General features: G+C 54.2%; 18 protein-coding genes. 5 read left to right on the top strand and 13 right to left on the bottom strand.

Annotation, left to right across the window (positions count from 1 at the left end):
* Positions 1-136 precede the first annotated feature (136 nt).
* Positions 137-871: a DUF1013 domain-containing protein gene (locus H6868_05495; protein MCB9988777.1), complete on the top strand. Its 735-nt coding sequence runs from the start codon at positions 137-139 to the stop codon at positions 869-871.
* Positions 872-952: 81 nt separating this feature from the next.
* Here the strand turns inward: H6868_05495 and H6868_05490 are convergent, their stop codons facing one another.
* The 7 genes from H6868_05490 to petA form a co-directional block, all read right to left on the bottom strand.
* Positions 953-1,147, bottom strand: coding sequence for a DUF465 domain-containing protein (locus tag H6868_05490; GenBank protein ID MCB9988776.1), 195 nt, complete (start codon positions 1,145-1,147; stop codon positions 953-955).
* 368 nt (positions 1,148-1,515) lie between these two features.
* The gene (locus H6868_05485; GenBank protein MCB9988775.1) at positions 1,516-3,138 is read right to left on the bottom strand and encodes a Na/Pi cotransporter family protein; all 1,623 of its coding nucleotides are present in this window, start codon (positions 3,136-3,138) and stop codon (positions 1,516-1,518) included.
* Positions 3,139-3,256: 118 nt separating this feature from the next.
* The gene (locus H6868_05480) at positions 3,257-3,808 is read right to left on the bottom strand and encodes a DUF924 domain-containing protein (protein MCB9988774.1); all 552 of its coding nucleotides are present in this window, start codon (positions 3,806-3,808) and stop codon (positions 3,257-3,259) included.
* Positions 3,809-3,847: 39 nt separating this feature from the next.
* Positions 3,848-4,129: a hypothetical protein gene (locus H6868_05475; protein ID MCB9988773.1), complete on the bottom strand. Its 282-nt coding sequence runs from the start codon at positions 4,127-4,129 to the stop codon at positions 3,848-3,850.
* 19 nt (positions 4,130-4,148) lie between these two features.
* Positions 4,149-4,919, bottom strand: a complete 771-nt coding sequence (locus H6868_05470) for a cytochrome c1 (protein MCB9988772.1) — start codon at positions 4,917-4,919, stop codon at positions 4,149-4,151.
* 19 nt (positions 4,920-4,938) lie between these two features.
* Positions 4,939-6,234 carry a cytochrome b/b6 gene (locus H6868_05465; protein ID MCB9988771.1) on the bottom strand — a complete coding sequence of 432 codons (1,296 nt, stop codon included), beginning with the start codon at positions 6,232-6,234 and terminating at the stop codon, positions 4,939-4,941.
* 12 nt (positions 6,235-6,246) lie between these two features.
* Positions 6,247-6,792 (bottom strand): ubiquinol-cytochrome c reductase iron-sulfur subunit, encoded by a 546-nt coding sequence (gene petA / locus H6868_05460; GenBank protein MCB9988770.1) that lies wholly within the window; start codon positions 6,790-6,792, stop codon positions 6,247-6,249.
* Positions 6,793-6,934: 142 nt separating this feature from the next.
* Between petA and H6868_05455 the strand changes: the two genes are divergently transcribed.
* Both H6868_05455 and H6868_05450 read left to right on the top strand, forming a co-directional pair.
* Positions 6,935-7,384, top strand: a complete 450-nt coding sequence (locus tag H6868_05455; protein MCB9988769.1) for a tRNA (cytidine(34)-2'-O)-methyltransferase — start codon at positions 6,935-6,937, stop codon at positions 7,382-7,384.
* A 17-nt stretch (positions 7,385-7,401) separates the two neighbouring features.
* On the top strand, positions 7,402-8,091 hold the full coding sequence (locus H6868_05450) for a metal-dependent hydrolase (GenBank protein ID MCB9988768.1): 690 nt from the start codon (positions 7,402-7,404) through the stop codon (positions 8,089-8,091).
* Here H6868_05450 and H6868_05445 read toward each other — a convergent pair.
* The 4 genes from H6868_05445 to H6868_05430 all read right to left on the bottom strand — a co-directional run bounded on the left by H6868_05445 (position 8,062) and on the right by H6868_05430 (position 13,647).
* Positions 8,062-9,294, bottom strand: a complete 1,233-nt coding sequence (locus H6868_05445) for a CCA tRNA nucleotidyltransferase (GenBank protein ID MCB9988767.1) — start codon at positions 9,292-9,294, stop codon at positions 8,062-8,064. The genes H6868_05450 and H6868_05445 overlap by 30 nt on opposite strands.
* Positions 9,295-9,311: 17 nt before the next feature.
* On the bottom strand, positions 9,312-10,841 hold the full coding sequence (locus H6868_05440; GenBank protein ID MCB9988766.1) for a response regulator: 1,530 nt from the start codon (positions 10,839-10,841) through the stop codon (positions 9,312-9,314).
* A 4-nt stretch (positions 10,842-10,845) separates the two neighbouring features.
* Positions 10,846-11,532, bottom strand: a complete 687-nt coding sequence (locus H6868_05435; GenBank protein MCB9988765.1) for a response regulator transcription factor — start codon at positions 11,530-11,532, stop codon at positions 10,846-10,848.
* Between the two features lie 162 nt (positions 11,533-11,694).
* The gene (locus tag H6868_05430; protein MCB9988764.1) at positions 11,695-13,647 is read right to left on the bottom strand and encodes a transglycosylase SLT domain-containing protein; all 1,953 of its coding nucleotides are present in this window, start codon (positions 13,645-13,647) and stop codon (positions 11,695-11,697) included.
* Positions 13,648-13,755: 108 nt separating this feature from the next.
* Here H6868_05430 and H6868_05425 point away from each other — a divergent pair, with 108 nt between their 5' ends.
* Positions 13,756-14,664, top strand: coding sequence for a 4-hydroxy-tetrahydrodipicolinate synthase (locus H6868_05425; protein ID MCB9988763.1), 909 nt, complete (start codon positions 13,756-13,758; stop codon positions 14,662-14,664).
* Positions 14,657-15,154: an SsrA-binding protein SmpB gene (smpB, locus tag H6868_05420; protein ID MCB9988762.1), complete on the top strand. Its 498-nt coding sequence runs from the start codon at positions 14,657-14,659 to the stop codon at positions 15,152-15,154. The genes H6868_05425 and smpB overlap by 8 nt, the downstream gene beginning before the upstream one ends.
* A 50-nt stretch (positions 15,155-15,204) precedes the next feature.
* Here smpB and recA read toward each other — a convergent pair whose 3' ends face one another.
* Positions 15,205-16,329 (bottom strand): recombinase RecA, encoded by a 1,125-nt coding sequence (gene recA, locus H6868_05415; protein MCB9988761.1) that lies wholly within the window; start codon positions 16,327-16,329, stop codon positions 15,205-15,207.
* Between the two features lie 144 nt (positions 16,330-16,473).
* On the bottom strand, positions 16,474-18,975 hold the full coding sequence (locus H6868_05410) for a PAS domain S-box protein (protein MCB9988760.1): 2,502 nt from the start codon (positions 18,973-18,975) through the stop codon (positions 16,474-16,476).
* Between the last annotated feature and the right edge of the window lie 32 nt (positions 18,976-19,007).

The raw sequence follows: 19,007 nt of genomic DNA, 5'->3' as shown, positions 1-19,007 counted from the left end.
GCAAAAAAGTTCTGGTGTTTTATGCGTAAAGCATTATATAGTCGCTCTCGTCTCCCCTACAGCTTGAACGAGCTTGGAGCCGTCCCCCTGAAACACGGGGAACAGGATGGGGAGAAGTTGTTTAAAAACACAAATGATGGAGATAAATATGGCTGCTGAAAAACTGACCCCGCAAGGCTTGTTGATGCCGATGGCCACGGCCGTATGGCTGATTGAAAACACGGCTCTTGATTTCAAGCAAATCGCCGGCTTTACCGGCCTGCCGGAAGTACAGATCGAAGCCATTGCCGATGAAGAAGTCGGTCGCGGGATTGTCGGCCGTAACCCGGTTGAAAACGGTGAAACCACGCAGGAAGAGCTGGACAAAGCCGCCGCTGACAGCAGCTATATCATGGTGCTGGCGAAAAAACGCAGCGACATTCCGGCGGTCAAGATCCGTTCGAAAGGACCGAAATATACCCCGGTTTCCAAACGCGGCGACAAGCCGGATGCTGTGGCTTACCTTATTAAGCACAACCCGGAAATCAGCGATGCCCAGATTTGCAAACTGGTCGGCACAACCAAGCCCACCATCATGGCCATCCGGGAGCGCACACACGCCAACATCCAGAGCGTCAAACCCCGTCACCCGGTTGATCTGGGCCTATGCACCTATGCGGAACTGGAAGCAGCCTCCGCCAAGGGTTACCGCGCACAAGGCAAGGACCCGGAAGAAATGAAAGCACAAAAGCTGCGGGAACAACAAGCCAGCCAGGAAATGGCCGCTGCCGAACAGGAAAGCAGCCGTGCCGACAACATGATGAGCGGTTTTGATTTCAGCAACTTCCTGAGCAGCTCTTCCACGCCGAAAACGGATGACGATAACGCCTGATCCGTTATCAGTGTAACCAGAATAAAAAAGCGGTCTCCATATTCGGGGACCGCTTTCTTTAATTATAAAATCTGTATTTGCCTATGAGGCCTGACGCGCCTCTTCAATGGCTTCTTTCACTTTCAATTTTTTTAGCTTGAGATCCCGCAAACGGGTGTCATTCATAAAGGGATGTTTTTGTTCTTCCTCGATCCGCAGCGCCAACGCCGCATGTTTGGATTGCAATGCTTCCAGCCGTGACGACTGGGAAGACATAACTGCACGAGCCATTGTCATGTTTAGTTCTCCCGTTCGTTTACAAATATTAAGTGATTGCCCAATAGTAACGCCTTATTTTTTCCTGATGCAAATACAGAATAATAACCGTTTGATCTGCCGCATTTTTTTAACGCGCCCAGATAAATCGTTTTTTCTGATTTTCATTATTCCAAAGGGAATCGGTATAAACGCCACATAAGATTCAGTTTCACACAATCAGGTTGATAAAGATTTAACGCCGTTTGGATTCATACCCCCCACAAAGCTCAACCGCCAGGGGCATGGCGGTTGAGTAGGCAATGTGTGTGTGAGGAGGAACTTTCGTTCACAATTCCATTTTACAGAATAAATAATTAAGGGGGGATAAATAATAGATACAATGCGATCTATTTATCGGTAGCGATCAGCCGGGTTTCCCGCAACAGGCCGCGTTGCTCCAGAATAGGATAGGCAACCGTACACATGTAATTGTTAATCCGCCGGTAATCGCGAATAATATCAAGGTGCAATGAACTGGTGGCAATCGTTTCCGGAACCCCTTCACGAATCCGCCCCAGATGCGTTGTGGTCAGCCATGCTTCCTTCAAACGCAGCTCATCCTTGCGCTCGACCAGCCGCCGCGCCAGATTGACATCTTCGGACACGAACACATTCTGGGCCAGCCGTACCGTTTCGACCACGAACTTATGGACATCCCGGATTTCGCGCCAGCCCTGGTCCGAGAACCGTTTATGATCGCGGACTTTTTTTATGGCCATGGGAATAAGTCCCTTGTCGATCATGTCGCCAACATTTTCAAGGTTGGTCGAAAACGTCAAAATCTGCAGGTAACGGGTCGCTTCGTCCGGCGCCATCGCTTCCTGTGATATCTTGGCCATGTACATTTTGATCGCCCGGTGCAAACGATCAACGACGTCATCGCGTTCCCGGACCTTTGTCACCAGCCTTTCATCATTATCCCGCATCGCCAGCATCATTTCTTCCAGCATGGCTTCGACCATATCGGCCAGCCGCAGGGTTTCCCGTGTCGTAGCGCTCAGAGCCACTGCCGGCGTATCAATGGCCCGGTCGTCAAGATACCGGGGGTAGCCCTCGTCGGCGCTTTTATCGCCTTCGGGCAGGATGCGCGCGCAAAAACGTGCCACCAGACCGGTTAACGGCAGGAACGTCAGTGCCAACATCACATTAAACAGTGTGTGGAAATTCACCAATATCCGGGCCGGGTCGTCATCGACCATGACCAGCCACTTATACATCGTATCCATCAACGGATAGGTCAGGATTACCCCCGTCAAACGGATCATCAAGTTGCCAAGCGGCACCCGCCGCGCCAACACATCATCCTTTATCGTCGCTACAATCGGCGCGGCGACTGCGCCCAGATTCGCGCCGAGCACCATCATCATACCAACATGGACCGGAAGGATGCCGCTGACGACGAACGATACCAGCAGCAAAACCGATGCCAGCGACGAATGTGCCAGCCATGTCAAAATCGCCATTATCCCGATCGCCATCACCGGGTCATTTTCCAGCGATTCCAGAATCAGCACCAAAATTTCGGAGTCTTTAAGGGGGACCGCCGTGCTTTTAATCCAGCCCAGAGCCAGCATCATCAGCCCCAGTCCGGCCAGAACCTTGCCGACATGACTCAGGCGACCGTTCCTTTTCTCGAACCCGGAAAAAAGTACAAAACCGCTAATCAGTAAAAGCGGCGCCAGAAACGACAAATCAAAGGACAGAACCTGGGCGACCAGCGTCGTGCCAACATCAGCCCCCAGCATTACGGCAATGCCCATGGCAGTGCCGATCAGGCCTTGCGCGCAAAAACTGCTGAGGATCAGGGCTGTTGCTGTCGAGCTTTGCACAACCGCCGTCACCCCTATGCCAGAGAGAAAAGCCAGAACCCGGTTTTTCGTCCCGGCCGCGATGACCTGCCGCAGGCCACCGCCAAAAGCTCGCGTAATCCCAAAACGAACCTCATGCAGCCCCCAAAGCAGAAGGCACACACCGCCGATGATATTAATGAGGATCAGAGTTGGGCTAATGGAATCACTCCTTTTTATTCACCACAGCGTACACGGGGCGCACAGTGTTTTCCAGCCCCCAAATCAATAGAAAAAACAGCTAAAACCCCTGCGGGTTTTCAGCCATGAACGCCTCTTCTTCGGGGGTGTTTTCACGACCCATGATTTTATTCCGGTGAGGAAAGCGGTCGAAACGCTCGATCACATCCCGGTGCCGCACCGCATGCTCATAGCCTTGCGGGTCATCTTTTTTCATCGAATCAAACAGCGCAACACATTCAATCTGATCGCTGAGGCGTTCGCTATGGCGGTAGGGCATATAAATAAAGCGGCGTTTCATGGGCGGCAACGCATGGTCAAACCCCTTGGCCACGGCATATTTTGCCACCAAAAGCGCTTTACCATCCGTATCATAAGCCGTCGGGGTGTCGCGGTAAATCAGGCGCGGAAACTGGTCGAGGACAAGGCATAACGCCAGACAGCCGTCCGGGTCGCCCTTCCAGCCGTCGCACAGTCCCTCTTTCGACATGTTATAGACAACGGCAAAACGCTCGCGCACTTCCCGGTCAAACGCATCGCTGACCTGATACCATTGTTGCGGCTGGATTTCCTTGAACCAGAAATGGAGAACTTCGGATTTTGTATCCCTCATGGCCCCTATTATAGCAAGACACAGGATGAAACGAGAGCGTTATTTTTTCCGGTGTGCCTCAAGAAAGGCGTAGAATTTCTTTTCGGTGCGGCCCGACAGCCAGGACAAAAGCAAGGCCGGTAAAAACGGGATCAGGAATGACGCCAGGATCAAAGGATTCGACAAGGCTTCCAGCAAACGTCCCTCGACATGGCTTAGATAAATAGCCAGAAAAATAGCCAGCCCCACCAAAGCAAAAACAACGGCTATATAGCGATAAAGGCGGGCCTTCATCAGAAGAGCCCGCGCTTCCATACGAATTTTATTAGGATCTTGTTCCATATTGTCAACCACCCGACGATTAGTGGGCGTCAGACCATATTTCCTTTTTCACGCCGTACATCAAACCGGCAAAAATCAGGAGAAAGATCAGAACCTTTACGCCGGTCCGTTTACGCGCTTCCATGGTCGGCTCGGACGCCCATGTCAGGAACGTCGCGACATCCTTGGCGTATTGCATAACCGTCTGGGGCGAACCGTCGGCATATTCGACCAATCCGTTCATCAAGGGCGGCGCCATGGAAAGAACATTGCCGTTCATGTGAAGATTGTAGTATTGCCCGTCAAGGAGTTCCTTTCCCGGCGGAGCGTCGGCATAGCCGGTCATGATCCCGTAAATATAGTCGGCACCCCCGTGGCGAGCCTTTGCCAGCAAGGACATATCCGGAGGCAGCGCCCCGTTATTGGCCGCCATTGCCGCCTTGTCATTCGGGAACGGTGACGGGAAGTAATCGGCCGGCGTCGCCGTACGATCAAACATCTCGCCATCGTCATTCGGGCCGTCGGTCACTTCATATTCGGAGGCGATCGCCTTGATTTCCTCTTCCGTGTACCCGAGCGCCGACAGATTGCGGAAAGCAACCCGCTTCATGGAATGGCACGACGAACAAACTTCGCGGTAGACCTGATAGCCGCGCTGGAGCGCGCCCCGATCATACGTTCCGAACATCCCTTCGAACGACCAGTTCATGTCGTTCATGTGATGAGCGCCCTCCTCCGAAGCATGAGCCGGCACGACCACACTCATGGCCACAAGAACGGAAAAGCCACTTAACAAAATTTTTCTTAGCATGTCTCTTTTGACCTCCGGTTTATCCCGCCGTACCAACGGCAATCGGTTCTTTATGCCCTTTCAGGACAGCTTCATGAATACTGGCCGGCATCGGGCGGGCTTTTTCAAATTTGGACAGCAACGGCAGTATGATCAGAAAAAACGCAAAATAGTAAGCGGTTGCGCCCTGCGCCATTTGCGCCGTGGCTTCTGTCGGCAGCTGTGCCCCCAACCATCCCAGGAAAACCGTGTCGAGCAAAAGCAGGATCACGAAAATCCGGAATAACGGGCGGAAGCGCGCGCTTTTTACCGGATGGGTATCCAGCCACGGCATAATGAACAGCATCGCCACAGCGCCAAACATCGCGATCACACCACCAAGCTTGGCGGGAATGAATACGATTTCAGTAAACGGAATGCCGATGTCAAACGTAATCGCCCGCAGGATCGCGTAAAACGGCAGGAAGTACCATTCCGGAACGATATGCGGCGGTGTCTGCATCGGGTTGAATTCCACGAAGTGGTCCGGGTGCGCAAACATGTTCGGCGCATAAAAGCTGACCAGCAGATACAAAATCAGGAAAATACTCAGCCCGAACGTATCTTTCGCCGTGTAATACGGGTGGAACGGCAGCGTATCCTGTTTGCCTTTCGGTTCGATCCCCAGCGGGTTGTTCGAGCCCGTGATGTGCAGCGCCCATACGTGCAGGAACACAACAGCAAAGATCACGAACGGCAGCAGGTAATGCAGTGCGAAGAAGCGGTTCAGCGTCGGGTTATCAACCGAGAACCCGCCCCACAGAAGCTCAACCAGCGGCCCGCCGATCAAAGGGATCGCGGAGAACAGGTTGGTAATAACCGTCGCAGCCCAGCCGCCCATCTGGCTCCAGGGCAGCGTATAGCCCATAAAGGCCGTTGCCATCATCAACAGGAAGATCAGTACACCGAAAATCCACAGCAGTTCGCGCGGTTTTTTGTAAGATCCGTAATACATGCCGCGGAAAATATGGATATACACCGCGATAAAGAAGAAAGATGCGCCGTTCATGTGCAGATAGCGGATCATCCAGCCCCAGTTCACATCGCGCATAATACGCTCGACACTACCGAAAGCGTGATCGGCATGCGGGGTGTAATGCATCGCCAGGACAATCCCGGTCACAAGCATCAGGACCAGCATAACCATCGCAATCGCGCCAAAATTCCAGAAATAGTTAAAGTTCCGGGGCGTCGGGAAGGCGCGGTATTCTTTATGAAGCATGGTAAAGAGCGGCAGACGGCTGTCGATCCACTCAATTACCGGATTTTCAAACGGGGTGCGTTCACCGCTGGACATGGTAAAGTCTCCTTATCCGATCCGAATCGTTGTGTCAGTTAAAAATTCATAAGGCGGCACGGCCAGGTTTTTCGGTGCCGGGCCTTTGCGGATACGGCCTGCCGTATCATAGTGCGAACCGTGGCACGGGCAGAACCACCCCCCGAAATCGCCATGCGGGTCACCGGGCTTGGTCCCCAAAGGCACACAGCCGAGGTGCGTACAAATCCCGACCATAATCAGCCATTCCGGGTTTTTCACCCGTTCGTCATCCGTTTGCGGATCACGCAGCGTTTTGGGATCGACGGCTTCAGCCGCTTCGATATCCTTGGCCGTACGGTGGCGGATAAAAACCGGCTTTCCGCGCCACATAACGGTAATCGCCTGCCCGCGCTGTACAGAGCTGAGGTCGACCTCGATTGAGGCCATCGCCAGCGTATCCGCCGCCGGGTTCCAGGCATCAATAAAGGGCCAGGCAAAACCGGCAACGCCGGCAATACCAACGGCCCCCGCCGTTAAATTAAGGAAGTCACGGCGGCTTCCACCGTCTTTGTTTGTATCTATCGTATCGGCACTCATGATCTCTTTTCCGGGAATATGGGAAAAAACAATAATAACAAGGATATAAGAATCCTGCCCGTCATGCTAGCGCAATTTTTTCAGTATGCAACCCATATATCGCGATCTTCCCCAAACTGTTTTTATTCGATAAAGTGCCCCCATGATCCGATTAGCCCTGTACCAACCCGACATCCCGCAAAACACCGGTGCCGCTATCCGGCTGTGTGCCTGCATGGGTATGGGGCTGGATATTATCGAGCCTTGCGGTTTCCCTTGGGATGATGCCAAAATCCGGCGCAGCGCCATGGATTATATTCACGGCGTCGATCTGGCCCGCCATGAGTCATGGGCAAAATTTCAGGCCGCTTATCCGGGGCAGCGGCGGATATTGATGACGACGAAGGCCGCGGTCCCTTACGTGAATTTTGATTTTCAGGACGGCGATATATTGATCGCGGGCCGCGAAAGCGCCGGTGTGCCGGATGATGTTCATGACGCCGCCGACGGGCGTGTCCTGATCCCGATGAAAAGCGGCATGCGGTCCTTGAATGTTATTAATGCCTGCGCCATGATTAGCGGCGAGGCACTGCGGCAGGTTGATGGATTTTAAACAGAGAGGAATAAAAAATGAAACTGACATGGCTGGGGCATTCGGCTTTTCACTTTGCGGCGCAGGGGAAAAACGTCCTGATCGACCCGTTTATTACCGGGAATTCAATGGCGCCGGACAATGCCGCGCCATGGCTGGCGAATATTGATATTTTGCTGCTGACCCATGCGCATGGCGATCATGTCGGCGATGCGCTGGATATCATCAAAGCCAATGATCCGACGGTGGTCTGTATTTTCGAGGTAGCGAACTGGCTGAAGGCCAACGGCGCCAATCCCGACAAAATTATTGATATGAATATCGGCGGGACGGTGGATTTACCCGGCGGACTGAAGGTCACGATGGTCAACGCCGTGCATAGCTCATCCCTGCCCGACGGCAGTTACGGCGGCCAGCCCGCCGGGATGATCCTTAATACCGGCGATCACCGCATCTATCACACGGGCGATACGGATGTGTTTTCCGATATGGCGCTGATCCAGACGCTGCACAATCCCGACATTGCGTTAATGCCGATCGGCGATCGTTACACGATGACGCCGCGCACGGCGGCCTATGCCTGTAACGAGTTGCTGGATGTCGATATCGTGGTGCCGATGCACTGGGACACGTTTCCTGTGCTGACTGGCAAACCTGAAGATTTCAAGGCACAAGTCAAACGCGGCCGGGTCGAGATTTTAACGCCGGGTGAGCCGCTGGAGCTCTGATACGCATTCAGCGCGCCCCAGTTTAAAGTCCTGTTCGATCCACCAGTTTTCTATGGTGGACAGAATTTCGCCAATGGCCGGGCCTTGCGCTATACCGGCCGCCATCACATCCGCGCCCGTCAGAGGAAAGGCCGGGGGCTGCCAGTTTTTGACACATTCCATTGCCGCGGTCAGCGGTGCATTCTCCCCCGTCCGGGCGGCGCGCAAAAGGAGTGCCTGCCCGGTTAATGCCGCGCCGTAACGATAGATCAAGTGCTTCACATCACCGGACTGTTCCAGAATATCAAAAAGGGCTACCCCTTCTTTTTTCCGGGCATTGGACAGCAACAGGTATTTTTCCATCGCCCCGAAAAACCCGGAATCAAACCCGGTCACCACCATCAGGCGTGGGATGATATCGGCGGCCTCATATTGCCCTTGCAAGACGCATAGCCGCTCCAGAATTTCCGGCTTATAATCCGGATGAAAAATATCCTTCATTACATTGTTTTCAAACATAATGCCCAGGATACCTTTCGGAGCATCCACCGCCAGAATTTTCAAGAATTCCTGCGTAATGCGTTCCCGTGACAACGAGCCGATATGGTCCGCTGCCGCCCGGCAGGCGTTCAGGGCCACCGCATCCGGCGTCCCGGCCCCGTAATACGCATGGAAGCGGAAAAACCGCAGGATACGCAAATAATCCTCTGCGATGCGCCGGGCCGGGTCACCGACGAAAACCACGCGCCGGGCTTCCAGATCGGCCAGTCCCTGCCCGGTCGGATCGTAGACATGCCCCTGATCGTCGGCCAGCAGCGTATTCATCGTAAAATCGCGGCGGCGTGCATCTTCGGCCCAGTCATCGGTGTAGGCAACCACCGCATGCCGGCCAAAAGTTTCAACATCCCGCCGCAAGGTTGTGATTTCAAAGGCCTTGCCCTCGGTCACGGCGGTTACCGTGCCATGATCGATCCCCGTTGGGATGGCTTTTATCCCCGCCGCCCCTAGACAGGCCGTGACCTGATCGGGCGTACGGGGCGTTGCGATATCAATATCGGAAACGGCTTCGCCGAGAAGAGCATTGCGAACACAGCCCCCGACGAACAAAGCATTCGGCACCGCGCCGGGTTGCTCTCCTTGCAACGCCGCCATGACAGCACGCGTTTCAGGAGCCGTCATCCATTCCTGCATGGGGATCTGTCGGACAGGTTTCATCATCGGCATTTATATTGTCGTGCCTTCTACGCAGCCTTCTTGCTTTGCCCCAGTACATCGGCAATGGCCCGGCCCAAGACCCGGCTTTCCACCGGTTTTTTCAGAACCATGCGAATACCGGGATGACGGCTGCGAACATCATCCAGTTTTTCTTCGCTGTAGCCGGTTATCAGGATAACAGGAAGTTCCGGAAAATCCAGATGGATTTCTTCCGCCATTTCCACCCCTGTCATATGCGGCATACTAAAATCCGATATCACCAGATCAAAACGCCCCGGATTCTCGCGCAGGCAGTCAATGGCGTCGGGACCGGTATTGCGGGCGCAAACATCATATCCCAGACGGCGAATCATTTTAATTATCATGTCACAGACAGATTCATTATCATCCACCAGCATAATATAGCCGCCCAACCCTTTTTCCCGCGTCGGCGGCGGCTGGGGCGTCAGCGCCGGCACCCCTTGCTTTTGCGCCGGGAAATACAGCTCGAAGACTGTTCCGTGTCCCGGCCGGCTTTTAACGGCGACCACGCCCTTGTGATCCGTCATGATCCCAAGGACAGACGCCAACCCCAGACCGGTCCCTTTATCAATATGCTTGGTGGTATAAAACGGCTCAAAAATGTGCTCCATAATATCACGGCTCATACCGGCACCCGTATCCGCGATCGACAGGCAAAAATAGTCATGGTCAGGAACAAAGACGCCCATCTGCAAATGGGTTTCCCCGTTCCCGGCGTCACGAATGGCCAAAGGCGGAGCCCCCTTTCCGGTGGGAATCATGCTGACGAAATTCTCTATTTTCCCGACTTCCTGCGCGGCGACGTGACGCAGGGATATTCGTAATTCACCGTGCGCACCATCCATCGCATCTTGCGCATTCACGCATAAATTAATCAGGACTTGTGAAACCTGCGACGTATTAGCCATGATAAAGGCTTCCGGCACATAAACTTCGGGGATGACCTTAATTGTCGCCGGGCATGTCGACCCCAGCATATTCACGGTATCAAGCAAAGCATTGACCAGATTGACCGGCTGGGTCACATGGTCGCGGCGCCGGGAAAACGTCAGAATTTGCTCTACAAGATTGCGGGCCTGCCGCCCGCCCTGTTCGATCTGGCGCACGAAACGATGCTGTTCGGAATCCTGCTCCAGATCATCCAGCAAAAATTCGGCATACCCCATCATTGACGCCAGAATATTGTTGAAATCATGGGCAACACCGCCCGCCATACGCCCCAGAGCCTCCATTTTTTGAGCATGGTAGAATTGCTGTTGCAATTCCTGGTTTTTGGCATGGATGCGCTCGATGTTTTTGAGTTTCAAAAGCAGCAAAACAATCAACCCCAGTCCAGCAATCACCATTGTTACGATTGAGAAAAAAAGGAAAGCGTCCGGTCCCGCCGGCATCGCGCTATCAAACAGATTTCGGTTTTCATCCAGAAGAATCCAGACACTTTGTCCTGCAGACAGGCAAAAAACCAGGATCACAAACGCAATCAAGCTCACTTCTGCGAAGCGGATCAAGCGCTGCTTATCCAGATGATCGGGCATTCCTCTACATACCTATCTGCTGACCGAACAAAGCCGCCTGCGTCCGGTTTTTAGCACCCAGTTTGCGGCAAATGCTGCGGACATGCAGTTTGACGGTGACCTCTTGCAATTCAAGATCACGGGCAATTTCCTTGTTGGACGCCCCGGTTACCAGATACCCCAGAACCTCGGCTTCCCGCGGCGTCAGTTTCTTTTGATCCAGACGTTGTTGCAGCGTTTTATCACCGCCATTTTCCTGTGAGAAATCTTTCAATTTCCCGTCGGATCCGTAATCATAGGAAGGTAGCGGGAGGTCATCATTTTCATTATGCGGTACAAAAATCTCCCCGTTAAGGACTTGCTGTATCCCCTTTATCATGGCTTTACCGCTCATTGTTTTTGGGAAAAAGCCGGCAGCCCCCATATCGAGAGCCTCTGAAACATCTTCACTTTCCGCCAGCCCCGACATCAGAACAACCCGGACATCTGGATAGGTCGTCAAAAGTTTTTTCAAGCCCTTCAAGCCATTCATGCCCGGCATCCGCATGTCCAGAAGCACAATATCAACATCGCCCTTTCGGGCATTTATGAAATCAATCGCGCCCCCCAAATCCCCCACCGTATCCATTACGGCGTCGAAATCAGATCGCTCTACGTAACTAACCAATGCATCCCTGAACAAGGTATGGTCGTCTGCAAGCAAAATATGCATTTTCTGTCTCCGTATTTTGCCTTACCCCGATAATACAAATAAATATCCAGAATTTATTCATCTCTCAGGATAAATAATCGTATCTCTTGATTATATTGGATATCGAGACTCAAATAAACCTAAAGAATAGGTTTACCGTTACTTAATGATAAAACAATCAAATCAGCGAGCGCTCATCGCCACGTGGATCGGGGAATTGGCGCTTTTTTGAACATCTTTGAGCTTTAAGCGATATACGTAGGTATTCTCCAGAACCCGCTGTACATAGTTACGCGTTTCATAGATCGGAATGAGTTCAACCCACGTCACAACATCGATTTCACCTTTCCGGGGATCGCCGATGGTTTTCAGCCATTTGTCCACCCGGCCCGGCCCGGCGTTATAGGCCGCCACCGCCAACGGATAAGAACCGTCGTAGCGATCGAGCATTTCCTGGATATAGTAAGAGCCGATGCGGATATTATGCTCCGGATTGGTGGTCAGCCACTCGGTGGCATGGCGGATGCCGTGTTTTTTGGCAACGCCGGCCGCCGTTGCTGGCATAACCTGCATCAACCCCCGCGCGCCAGCCGGGCTTTCCGCCTGATAGTCAAAGGCGCTTTCCTGCCGGATCAGGGCATGCACCAGCGCCCACTCCGCCTCTATATTGCGCATGCGTGAAACCATCGTCGGATACGCATGATCCATCAGGAAAATGTTTTTATTCAGGCCGGTTTTAGCGATGTGGATGGCATTGTGATAATGCTCCAGATCGCGGGCGAGGTCCGCCACGTACAGATAGTCTTCCGGTTCATTGATCTGCCGGGAGAGCGCATAAAGAAACTCCGTGCTTTCCTTCCAGAGGCCGGCATTGTGAAAAAGACGGGCGACCTGAACCATTTCACGGTTTTTAAAGGCCATCTGGCCCTCAACCGTCGCGACGGGCGGCGCGTGCGCCGGTGATGTATAATCCGCGCCCAGCTTTGCCATAGCCATCTGGCCGTAATAGGCCGTCGGGTATTCCGCCGCCTTTTCATACCATGAGCGCGCCATATCCGGCGATTGCAAAGCTTCCATGGCACGGCCCGCCCAGTATGCACCGCGCGACCGGCTGATCGGTGTGGCGGTTTTATGGTATAGCGCCTCAAAATGCTCGTAGGCTTTGGCCGGTTCCTCAAGAAAACTCAGCGCCAGAAAACCCGCCAGAAACTCGGCCTGCGCAAAAGCCAGTCCGTCCGTTTGTTTATGCTGGGAAACCAGCAGATAGGCGCTTTTGTATTTTTTTTGTTCGATCAAACGCCGGGCGATGATGTGCCGCTCTTTCCACCAGTCTTCAGGATTGGCGATTTTGTCAGCAGGCGGCGATTTATGAAGAATTTCCATCGCCCGGTAATCGTAATTATGCCGACGGCGCCAGCTCAGCCGTTCAAAGTCGAGTCCCGGATCATCTTTTAAATATGACGGTACGCGAGCGATCACGTGATCCAGCCCGGCTTTATCCTCTGCCAGAGCGATCCGGGCATCGGCCAGCTCTGGATATCCGTTCCCCAGCAACATCGCCAGAGAGCGGGCATTGGTATAATGCTTGGCAAACATTAGCTTATCGAAGCGCGCCCGGTGAGCGGAATCGTCCAGAAGGCTGCCGTATTGGCTGAGTATTTGTTGCTGCTGCGCCGGCGACAGCAATGCGGTGCGCCACCATGCCCGCAGCGTTTTGCCCAGCTCTTCCCGGTTCCCCGTGCGGGATAGCGACGCCAGATAACGCTCCATCCCTTCCGGCGTGCGCGGCGCATAATCGCTGAACCAGGCGATGACCTCATCGTCCCGCAGATCATCAGGCATGATACTTTCGGCCCGGCGCTGCATCGTTGCCTGTGACGGCCAGTCGGGATTTGCGCGGATAAAATGCGTCAGCCGGATAAAAGAGATATCGCCCTGGCCCTTGGTATATTTCAACCAGTAATACATTTTCGCCGCCAGCGGATTACGCGTCCGCGCGAATTGCCGTTCGGCAGAGTTCCAGTTTCCCTTTTTCACCGCCAGTAAAGCCTGATGGGTCAGGGACAAATCCTCACCGGTAATTTTCAATACGGGGCGCAGCTCAGACGCCAGCGGAGAAACAACCGGTAACGACATACAAAGAAAGAGAAAAACAGTTAAAATGACGGGCGTTTTCTTGCAAGCGGCCCTCAAAGCCGCTAAAGTGCCCCTATTCAAACCAACGACAAAACAGGAAGGTTTCCGATGTTCCACGGATCGATTACGGCATTGATTACTCCGTTTAAAGAAGGCGCGATTGACTGGGACGCGCTGGATAACCTTCTGGAGCAGCAAATCGCGCAAGGCTCGCACGGCCTCGTGATTTGTGGCACGACCGGGGAATCCCCGACTTTGAGTCATGATGAACATAACCGCATTGTCGAGCGCGCCGTGCAAGTCGTCAAGGGCCGTTTACCGATAATCGCCGGTACAGGGTCGAATTGTACACAGGAAGCGATCGATTCCACGCTGCATGCGCAGACCGTCGGGGCGGATGCTTGCCTGCTGGTGTCGCCCTATTACAACAAACCGACGCAGGACGGCCTGTATGCCCATTTCAAAGCCATTCATGATGCCACCGACATCCCCCTGATTCTCTATAATATTCCGGGGCGGTGCGTGATTGACATTGCCACGGACACCTTGCAGCGCCTTTCCGAACTGCCGCGTTTTATCGGCGTGAAGGATGCGACCGGCGATCTGGGCCGCGTGTCCGAAACCCGCGCGGCGTGCGGTGATGACTTCCTGCAGTTTTCCGGGAATGACGATACGGCGCTGGATTTTCTGGAGCGCGGCGGGCATGGCTGCATTTCCGTGACGTCGAACGTTGCCCCCGCCCTGTGCGCTCAAATGCATGAAGCCTGGGAAGCCGGCGATGACGCCACGGCCAGCGCCATCAACGAGCAACTGATGCCGCTACATGAAGCGCTGTTTAGCGAAACTTCGCCGCAGCCCGCCAAATATGCCTGCGCGCGGCTGGGGCTATGTACTGATGAAATGCGCCTGCCGCTGCTTCCGGCCTCGGCAAAGGCCCGCGCCGCCGTCGACAACGCTATGGAGCGGTTAGGCTTGATTTCGGAAGGAAATAGCCCCATATTGCGGGCCCATGGCTAAGAAGAAAGACAAAAAAACCGGATTAATATCGACGAACGCGACGGTGGCAGACAATCGCCGGGCGCGTTTCGACTATGCGCTGGAGGACAAGTTCGAAGCCGGAATTATGCTGACCGGCACGGAAGTTAAATCCCTGCGGCATGGACAGTGCAGTTTGAACGAAAGTTATGTCGGGCCGGACCGGCACGGGGAGCTATTTTTGTTCGGGGCGCATATCCCAGAATACGGCCCGGCGGGCGCACATCTGCAGCACGAACCACGGCGCAACCGGAAGCTCCTTTTGCACAAACGGGAGATGAACAAGCTGATGGGCGCGGTTAGCCGTGAAGGCTATACGATTGTCCCTGTGAAACTATATTTCAATGCCAAGGGGATGGCCAAGCTGGAGATTGCGCTGGCCAAAGGGAAAAAGCAGCATGACAAGCGCGAAACAGAAAAACAGCGCGATTGGCAGCGCGACAAGGCGCGGATCATGCGGGATAAGGGATGAAAAGCCCCGCCGGTTGACGGGGCTTTTTAAATGCTCTTAAACGCCGTCTTTTAGCCGGCTTTTTTGGCTTCCGTTTCCGGTTCCACGACGATATCAGCGGTTTCCTCCGGCGGCGTTTCAGGGCCGGTCAGCATATCTTCGGCGATCAGGCCCGCATTGGCCCGGATTTGCGATTCGAGTTTCGCGGCCATTTCCGGGTTTTCTTTCAGGAAGGTTTTGGAATTTTCACGGCCCTGCCCGATGCGCTGGCCGTCATAGGAGAACCACGCCCCGGATTTTTCGACCAGATTGCCCTGTACACCGAGATCGAGAAGCTCACCAAGTTTGGAAATCCCCTCGCCATACATAATATCGAATTCGACCTGACGGAACGGCGGTGCCATTTTATTTTTCACGACTTTGACGCGGGTCTGGTTGCCGACGACTTCGTCCTTGTCCTTGATCGCGCCGATCCGGCGGATATCCATACGAACCGAGGAGTAGAATTTCAGGGCATTTCCGCCGGTCGTGGTTTCAGGCGAGCCAAACATCACGCCGATTTTCATACGGATCTGGTTAATGAAGATCACGACGGTGCGGGAACGGGAAATCGAGCCGGTCAGCTTCCGCAAAGCCTGTGACATCAGACGGGCCTGCAGACCGACGTGGGAGTCACCCATTTCGCCCTCCAGCTCCGCCCGCGGCACCAGCGCCGCCACCGAGTCGATCACCAGAACATCCAGCGCCCCGGAACGCACCAGCGTGTCGGCAATTTCCAGCGCCTGTTCCCCGGCATCGGGCTGGGAAATCAGGAGTTCCTCGACATTCACACCGAGCTTTTTGGCATAACCGGGGTCGAGAGCATGTTCCGCATCGACGATGGCACATGTGCCGCCGGTTTTCTGCGCTTCGGCAATAATATGCAGCGCCAGCGTGGTTTTCCCAGAGCTTTCCGGACCGTAAATTTCGACAATCCGTCCGCGCGGCACGCCGCCGATCCCAAGCGCAATATCCAGCCCGATCGAACCGGTGGAAATCGCCTCGACATTCATCGGGTTTTGCTGATCCCCGCTCAGTTTCATCACCGAGCCTTTACCAAACGCCCGCTCAATTTGCGACAGCGCGGCATCCAAAGCTTTTTGCTTATCTCCCTGATTCATGGCTTCCGAGTCCTTTTTAAATGGTGTGACTGACATAATATGTGTACTCCCCTTGTGGCATAGATTCCCGTGCCTTGCAATGATCGCTCCGGGAATCGGTTAAGATATCCTGAGGACAATCGTACACTTTTTGTTCTCATTGTAAAGAGAAAAGAACAATAAAGGAACATTCGGGGGAAGCTATTCGTCCATCGCCTCTTTAACCTTGGCGGCTAACTGCTTGAGGGTGAAGGGTTTTGGCAGGAACCAGATGTTCTCGCCCATATGGTCTTTTAGCTTTTCTTCCGTGTAGCCGGAGATAAAGATGATTTTGAGTTTCGGGTTTTCTTCGCGCATTTTTTTCGCCAGAGTCGGCCCGTCCATATTGGGCATAATGACATCGGTGACCATCAGGTCTATATGCTTGTCTTCCGCCGCGCCCAGAACTTCGAGCGCGTTTTCGCCGCTGGTGGCTTCCAGAACTTCATACCCCTTGTTCGCCAACGCCCGCGAACTGAACATTCGCACGGCGTCTTCGTCCTCGACCAGCAATATCCGCGCCGTCCCCGTCAAGTCGCGCGGCGTGTCGTCCACAATCTTTTCTTCTTCCTGTTCGGCTTCCTCTTCGCTGAGGCTCGGCAAATAGATGGTAAAGGTTGTCCCTTTGTCTTTCTTGCTTTCGACGTTCAGATACCCGCCCGTCTGGCGAATAATACCGTACACGGTCGCCAGCCCCAGCCCGGTCCCCTGCCCGACTTCCTTGGTGGTAAAGAACGGTTCAAAAATGCGGTCCATGACTTCCTTGCTCATGCCGCAGCCGGTATCAGCAACCGCTATCTTAACCCAGCGTCCCGGCGGCATATCGTCCTCGCCGCATTTTACCGGTTTTTTGTTGTCATACGAATCGGTGCGTATTGTCAGGTGTCCGCCGCCATCCATCGCATCGCGGGCATTAACCGCCAGATTAACGAGAACCTGTTCCATCTGGCCGGTATCAACCCGCACCAGCCCGATATCCGGGCCATGCACCAGATCCAGCTCAATATTCGCACCCATCAGACGCCGCAGAAGGTGCGAGACTTCCGTTAAGATGTCGGTCATGTCCTGCACCCGCGGCCGGAGGGTTTGCTGGCGCGAAAAGGCCAATAGCTGCCGTACCAGATTAGCCGCACGGTTGGCGTTTTGCTTGATCTGCATAATGTCGGAAAAGGACGGATCGCCCGGCTTGTGCCGCAGCAACAGCAGATCACAGAACCCGATCATCGCCGTCAACAGGTTATTAAAGTCATGCGCCACACCCCCGGCAAGCTGGCCAACCGCCTGCATTTTCTGGGACTGGGCAAATTTTTGCTCCAGATCTTTTTGCTGGGTCAGGTCGATAAAGTGCAGAACGATGTTTTCGCTATCCTCCAGCTTCCGGGCGTAAAGCTGGACCGGCACGTTGTTCTCTTTGCCTTTCAGGGAAACTTCAAACGGCGCGGCTGTTTGCGCCCCTGTACTGATTTCCTTTAGCGCCTTCAAAACGGCATCACGGTCTTCTTCATCGAGCAGCGTATTGAGCGCCATCCCGTCCAGACTGTCGACCTTCTGGCCCAGCATGGCCGCCAGCACCGGGTTGCAATCCTCCAGCACCCAATCGGCATTGACCAGAGCGATCCCCAGCGGTGCTTCCTCGAAGAAACGCTGGAACCGGTGCTCGGAGGCCTTCAGCGCCTTGCGCATCGCCCGCTCCGCCGTCAGATCGTGAACGACGCCCCGCGTCCTGACTTTGCTGTCTTCCTCTTCGTGCACGACGGCCTGTGAGATCGACGCGGCAAATGTCTGGCCGCCCGCGCCCTTCATGACGATTTCCGCCATTTGTTTCGGACCACCGCCGGACACAATATCATAAGGCTTCACATTGTCCGGCACTTCATGGAAATAGGTATGCAGGCGGCCTTGCGTTAAAATCGTCTGGATATCTTCGCCCAGCCAGCGCGCCAGCGTGGCGTTAACAAAGACAAAACGCCCCTCTTCATCCACAGAGAAAAACCCGACCGGGGCGTTATCGGTGAAGTCGATCAGTTTTTCGCGCTCTTCGCGGATCGCCCGGTCAATCACATGGCGGTTTGTCACATCATCCACCCGCCAGTGAATATACCCGGCCCAACCGGCAATCGGCTGTGCGGTCACGCTGAACCAGCGCTCTTTCTGGCCACGGACGCTGAGCAGCTCGATCGAATCGGTCAAGCCCCGGTGCGCCTGATCGGCGAGCATCCGGAAATGGGCCATGGTTTCGGAATCTTCCTCGAACAACGCGGCCAGAGCATACAGCCCCGGTTTATCTTCCGCCTGACAGAGCGTTTGGAATTTCCGGTTCCAGTAAACCGGATGATCCGCGCCATCAGTCACCATCCGGGCGCCGCGGCTGCCTTCAAAGACCTGATTTAACAGGTCAAAATCACGGCTGCGCGCGCTTTGGACCGAAACAATCTTTTGCAGGAAAAACGCCACCACCATCGCCACGACAAAGGCTACGCCGGACGCGATGGCTATTTCTTTCTGGATATTCAGCGACAGGGCAATATAGACGCAGCCGCCCACGGCCAGAACGACGAAAACCAGCGCAATCCATGGATTCACCGGCGGTTTTTCCGGCGGCGGCGGCTCCGGGGACGCTGACCGGTGATGTTTGGCTATAAATTCGCTATGGTCGAGGTTCATAGTCCTGTTTTAGCACAGAAAATCGTTATTGA

The organism is Rhodospirillales bacterium (genome assembly GCA_020638175.1).
In the GTDB taxonomy this organism is placed as follows: Bacteria; Pseudomonadota; Alphaproteobacteria; order Micavibrionales; family Micavibrionaceae; genus JACKJA01.
This window is presented reverse-complemented; position numbering and strand designations above follow the sequence as displayed.

What these genes read in the sequence shown, in the direction of transcription:
- H6868_05490 (MCB9988776.1), bottom strand. Translation starts at nt 1,147, where the DNA reads ATGACAATGGCTCGTGCAGTTATGTCTTCCCAGTCGTCACGGCTGGAA.
- H6868_05455 (MCB9988769.1), top strand. Translation starts at nt 6,935, where the DNA reads ATGATCCGATTAGCCCTGTACCAACCCGACATCCCGCAAAACACCGGT.
- H6868_05480 (MCB9988774.1), bottom strand. Translation starts at nt 3,808, where the DNA reads ATGAGGGATACAAAATCCGAAGTTCTCCATTTCTGGTTCAAGGAAATC.
- H6868_05440 (MCB9988766.1), bottom strand. Translation starts at nt 10,841, where the DNA reads ATGCCCGATCATCTGGATAAGCAGCGCTTGATCCGCTTCGCAGAAGTG.
- petA (MCB9988770.1), bottom strand. Translation starts at nt 6,792, where the DNA reads ATGAGTGCCGATACGATAGATACAAACAAAGACGGTGGAAGCCGCCGT.
- H6868_05430 (MCB9988764.1), bottom strand. Translation starts at nt 13,647, where the DNA reads ATGTCGTTACCGGTTGTTTCTCCGCTGGCGTCTGAGCTGCGCCCCGTA.
- H6868_05450 (MCB9988768.1), top strand. Translation starts at nt 7,402, where the DNA reads ATGAAACTGACATGGCTGGGGCATTCGGCTTTTCACTTTGCGGCGCAG.
- H6868_05410 (MCB9988760.1), bottom strand. Translation starts at nt 18,975, where the DNA reads ATGAACCTCGACCATAGCGAATTTATAGCCAAACATCACCGGTCAGCG.
- smpB (MCB9988762.1), top strand. Translation starts at nt 14,657, where the DNA reads ATGGCTAAGAAGAAAGACAAAAAAACCGGATTAATATCGACGAACGCG.
- H6868_05445 (MCB9988767.1), bottom strand. Translation starts at nt 9,294, where the DNA reads ATGCCGATGATGAAACCTGTCCGACAGATCCCCATGCAGGAATGGATG.
- H6868_05465 (MCB9988771.1), bottom strand. Translation starts at nt 6,234, where the DNA reads ATGTCCAGCGGTGAACGCACCCCGTTTGAAAATCCGGTAATTGAGTGG.
- H6868_05435 (MCB9988765.1), bottom strand. Translation starts at nt 11,532, where the DNA reads ATGCATATTTTGCTTGCAGACGACCATACCTTGTTCAGGGATGCATTG.
- recA (MCB9988761.1), bottom strand. Translation starts at nt 16,329, where the DNA reads ATGTCAGTCACACCATTTAAAAAGGACTCGGAAGCCATGAATCAGGGA.
- H6868_05475 (MCB9988773.1), bottom strand. Translation starts at nt 4,129, where the DNA reads ATGGAACAAGATCCTAATAAAATTCGTATGGAAGCGCGGGCTCTTCTG.
- H6868_05495 (MCB9988777.1), top strand. Translation starts at nt 137, where the DNA reads ATGGAGATAAATATGGCTGCTGAAAAACTGACCCCGCAAGGCTTGTTG.
- H6868_05470 (MCB9988772.1), bottom strand. Translation starts at nt 4,919, where the DNA reads ATGCTAAGAAAAATTTTGTTAAGTGGCTTTTCCGTTCTTGTGGCCATG.
- H6868_05425 (MCB9988763.1), top strand. Translation starts at nt 13,756, where the DNA reads ATGTTCCACGGATCGATTACGGCATTGATTACTCCGTTTAAAGAAGGC.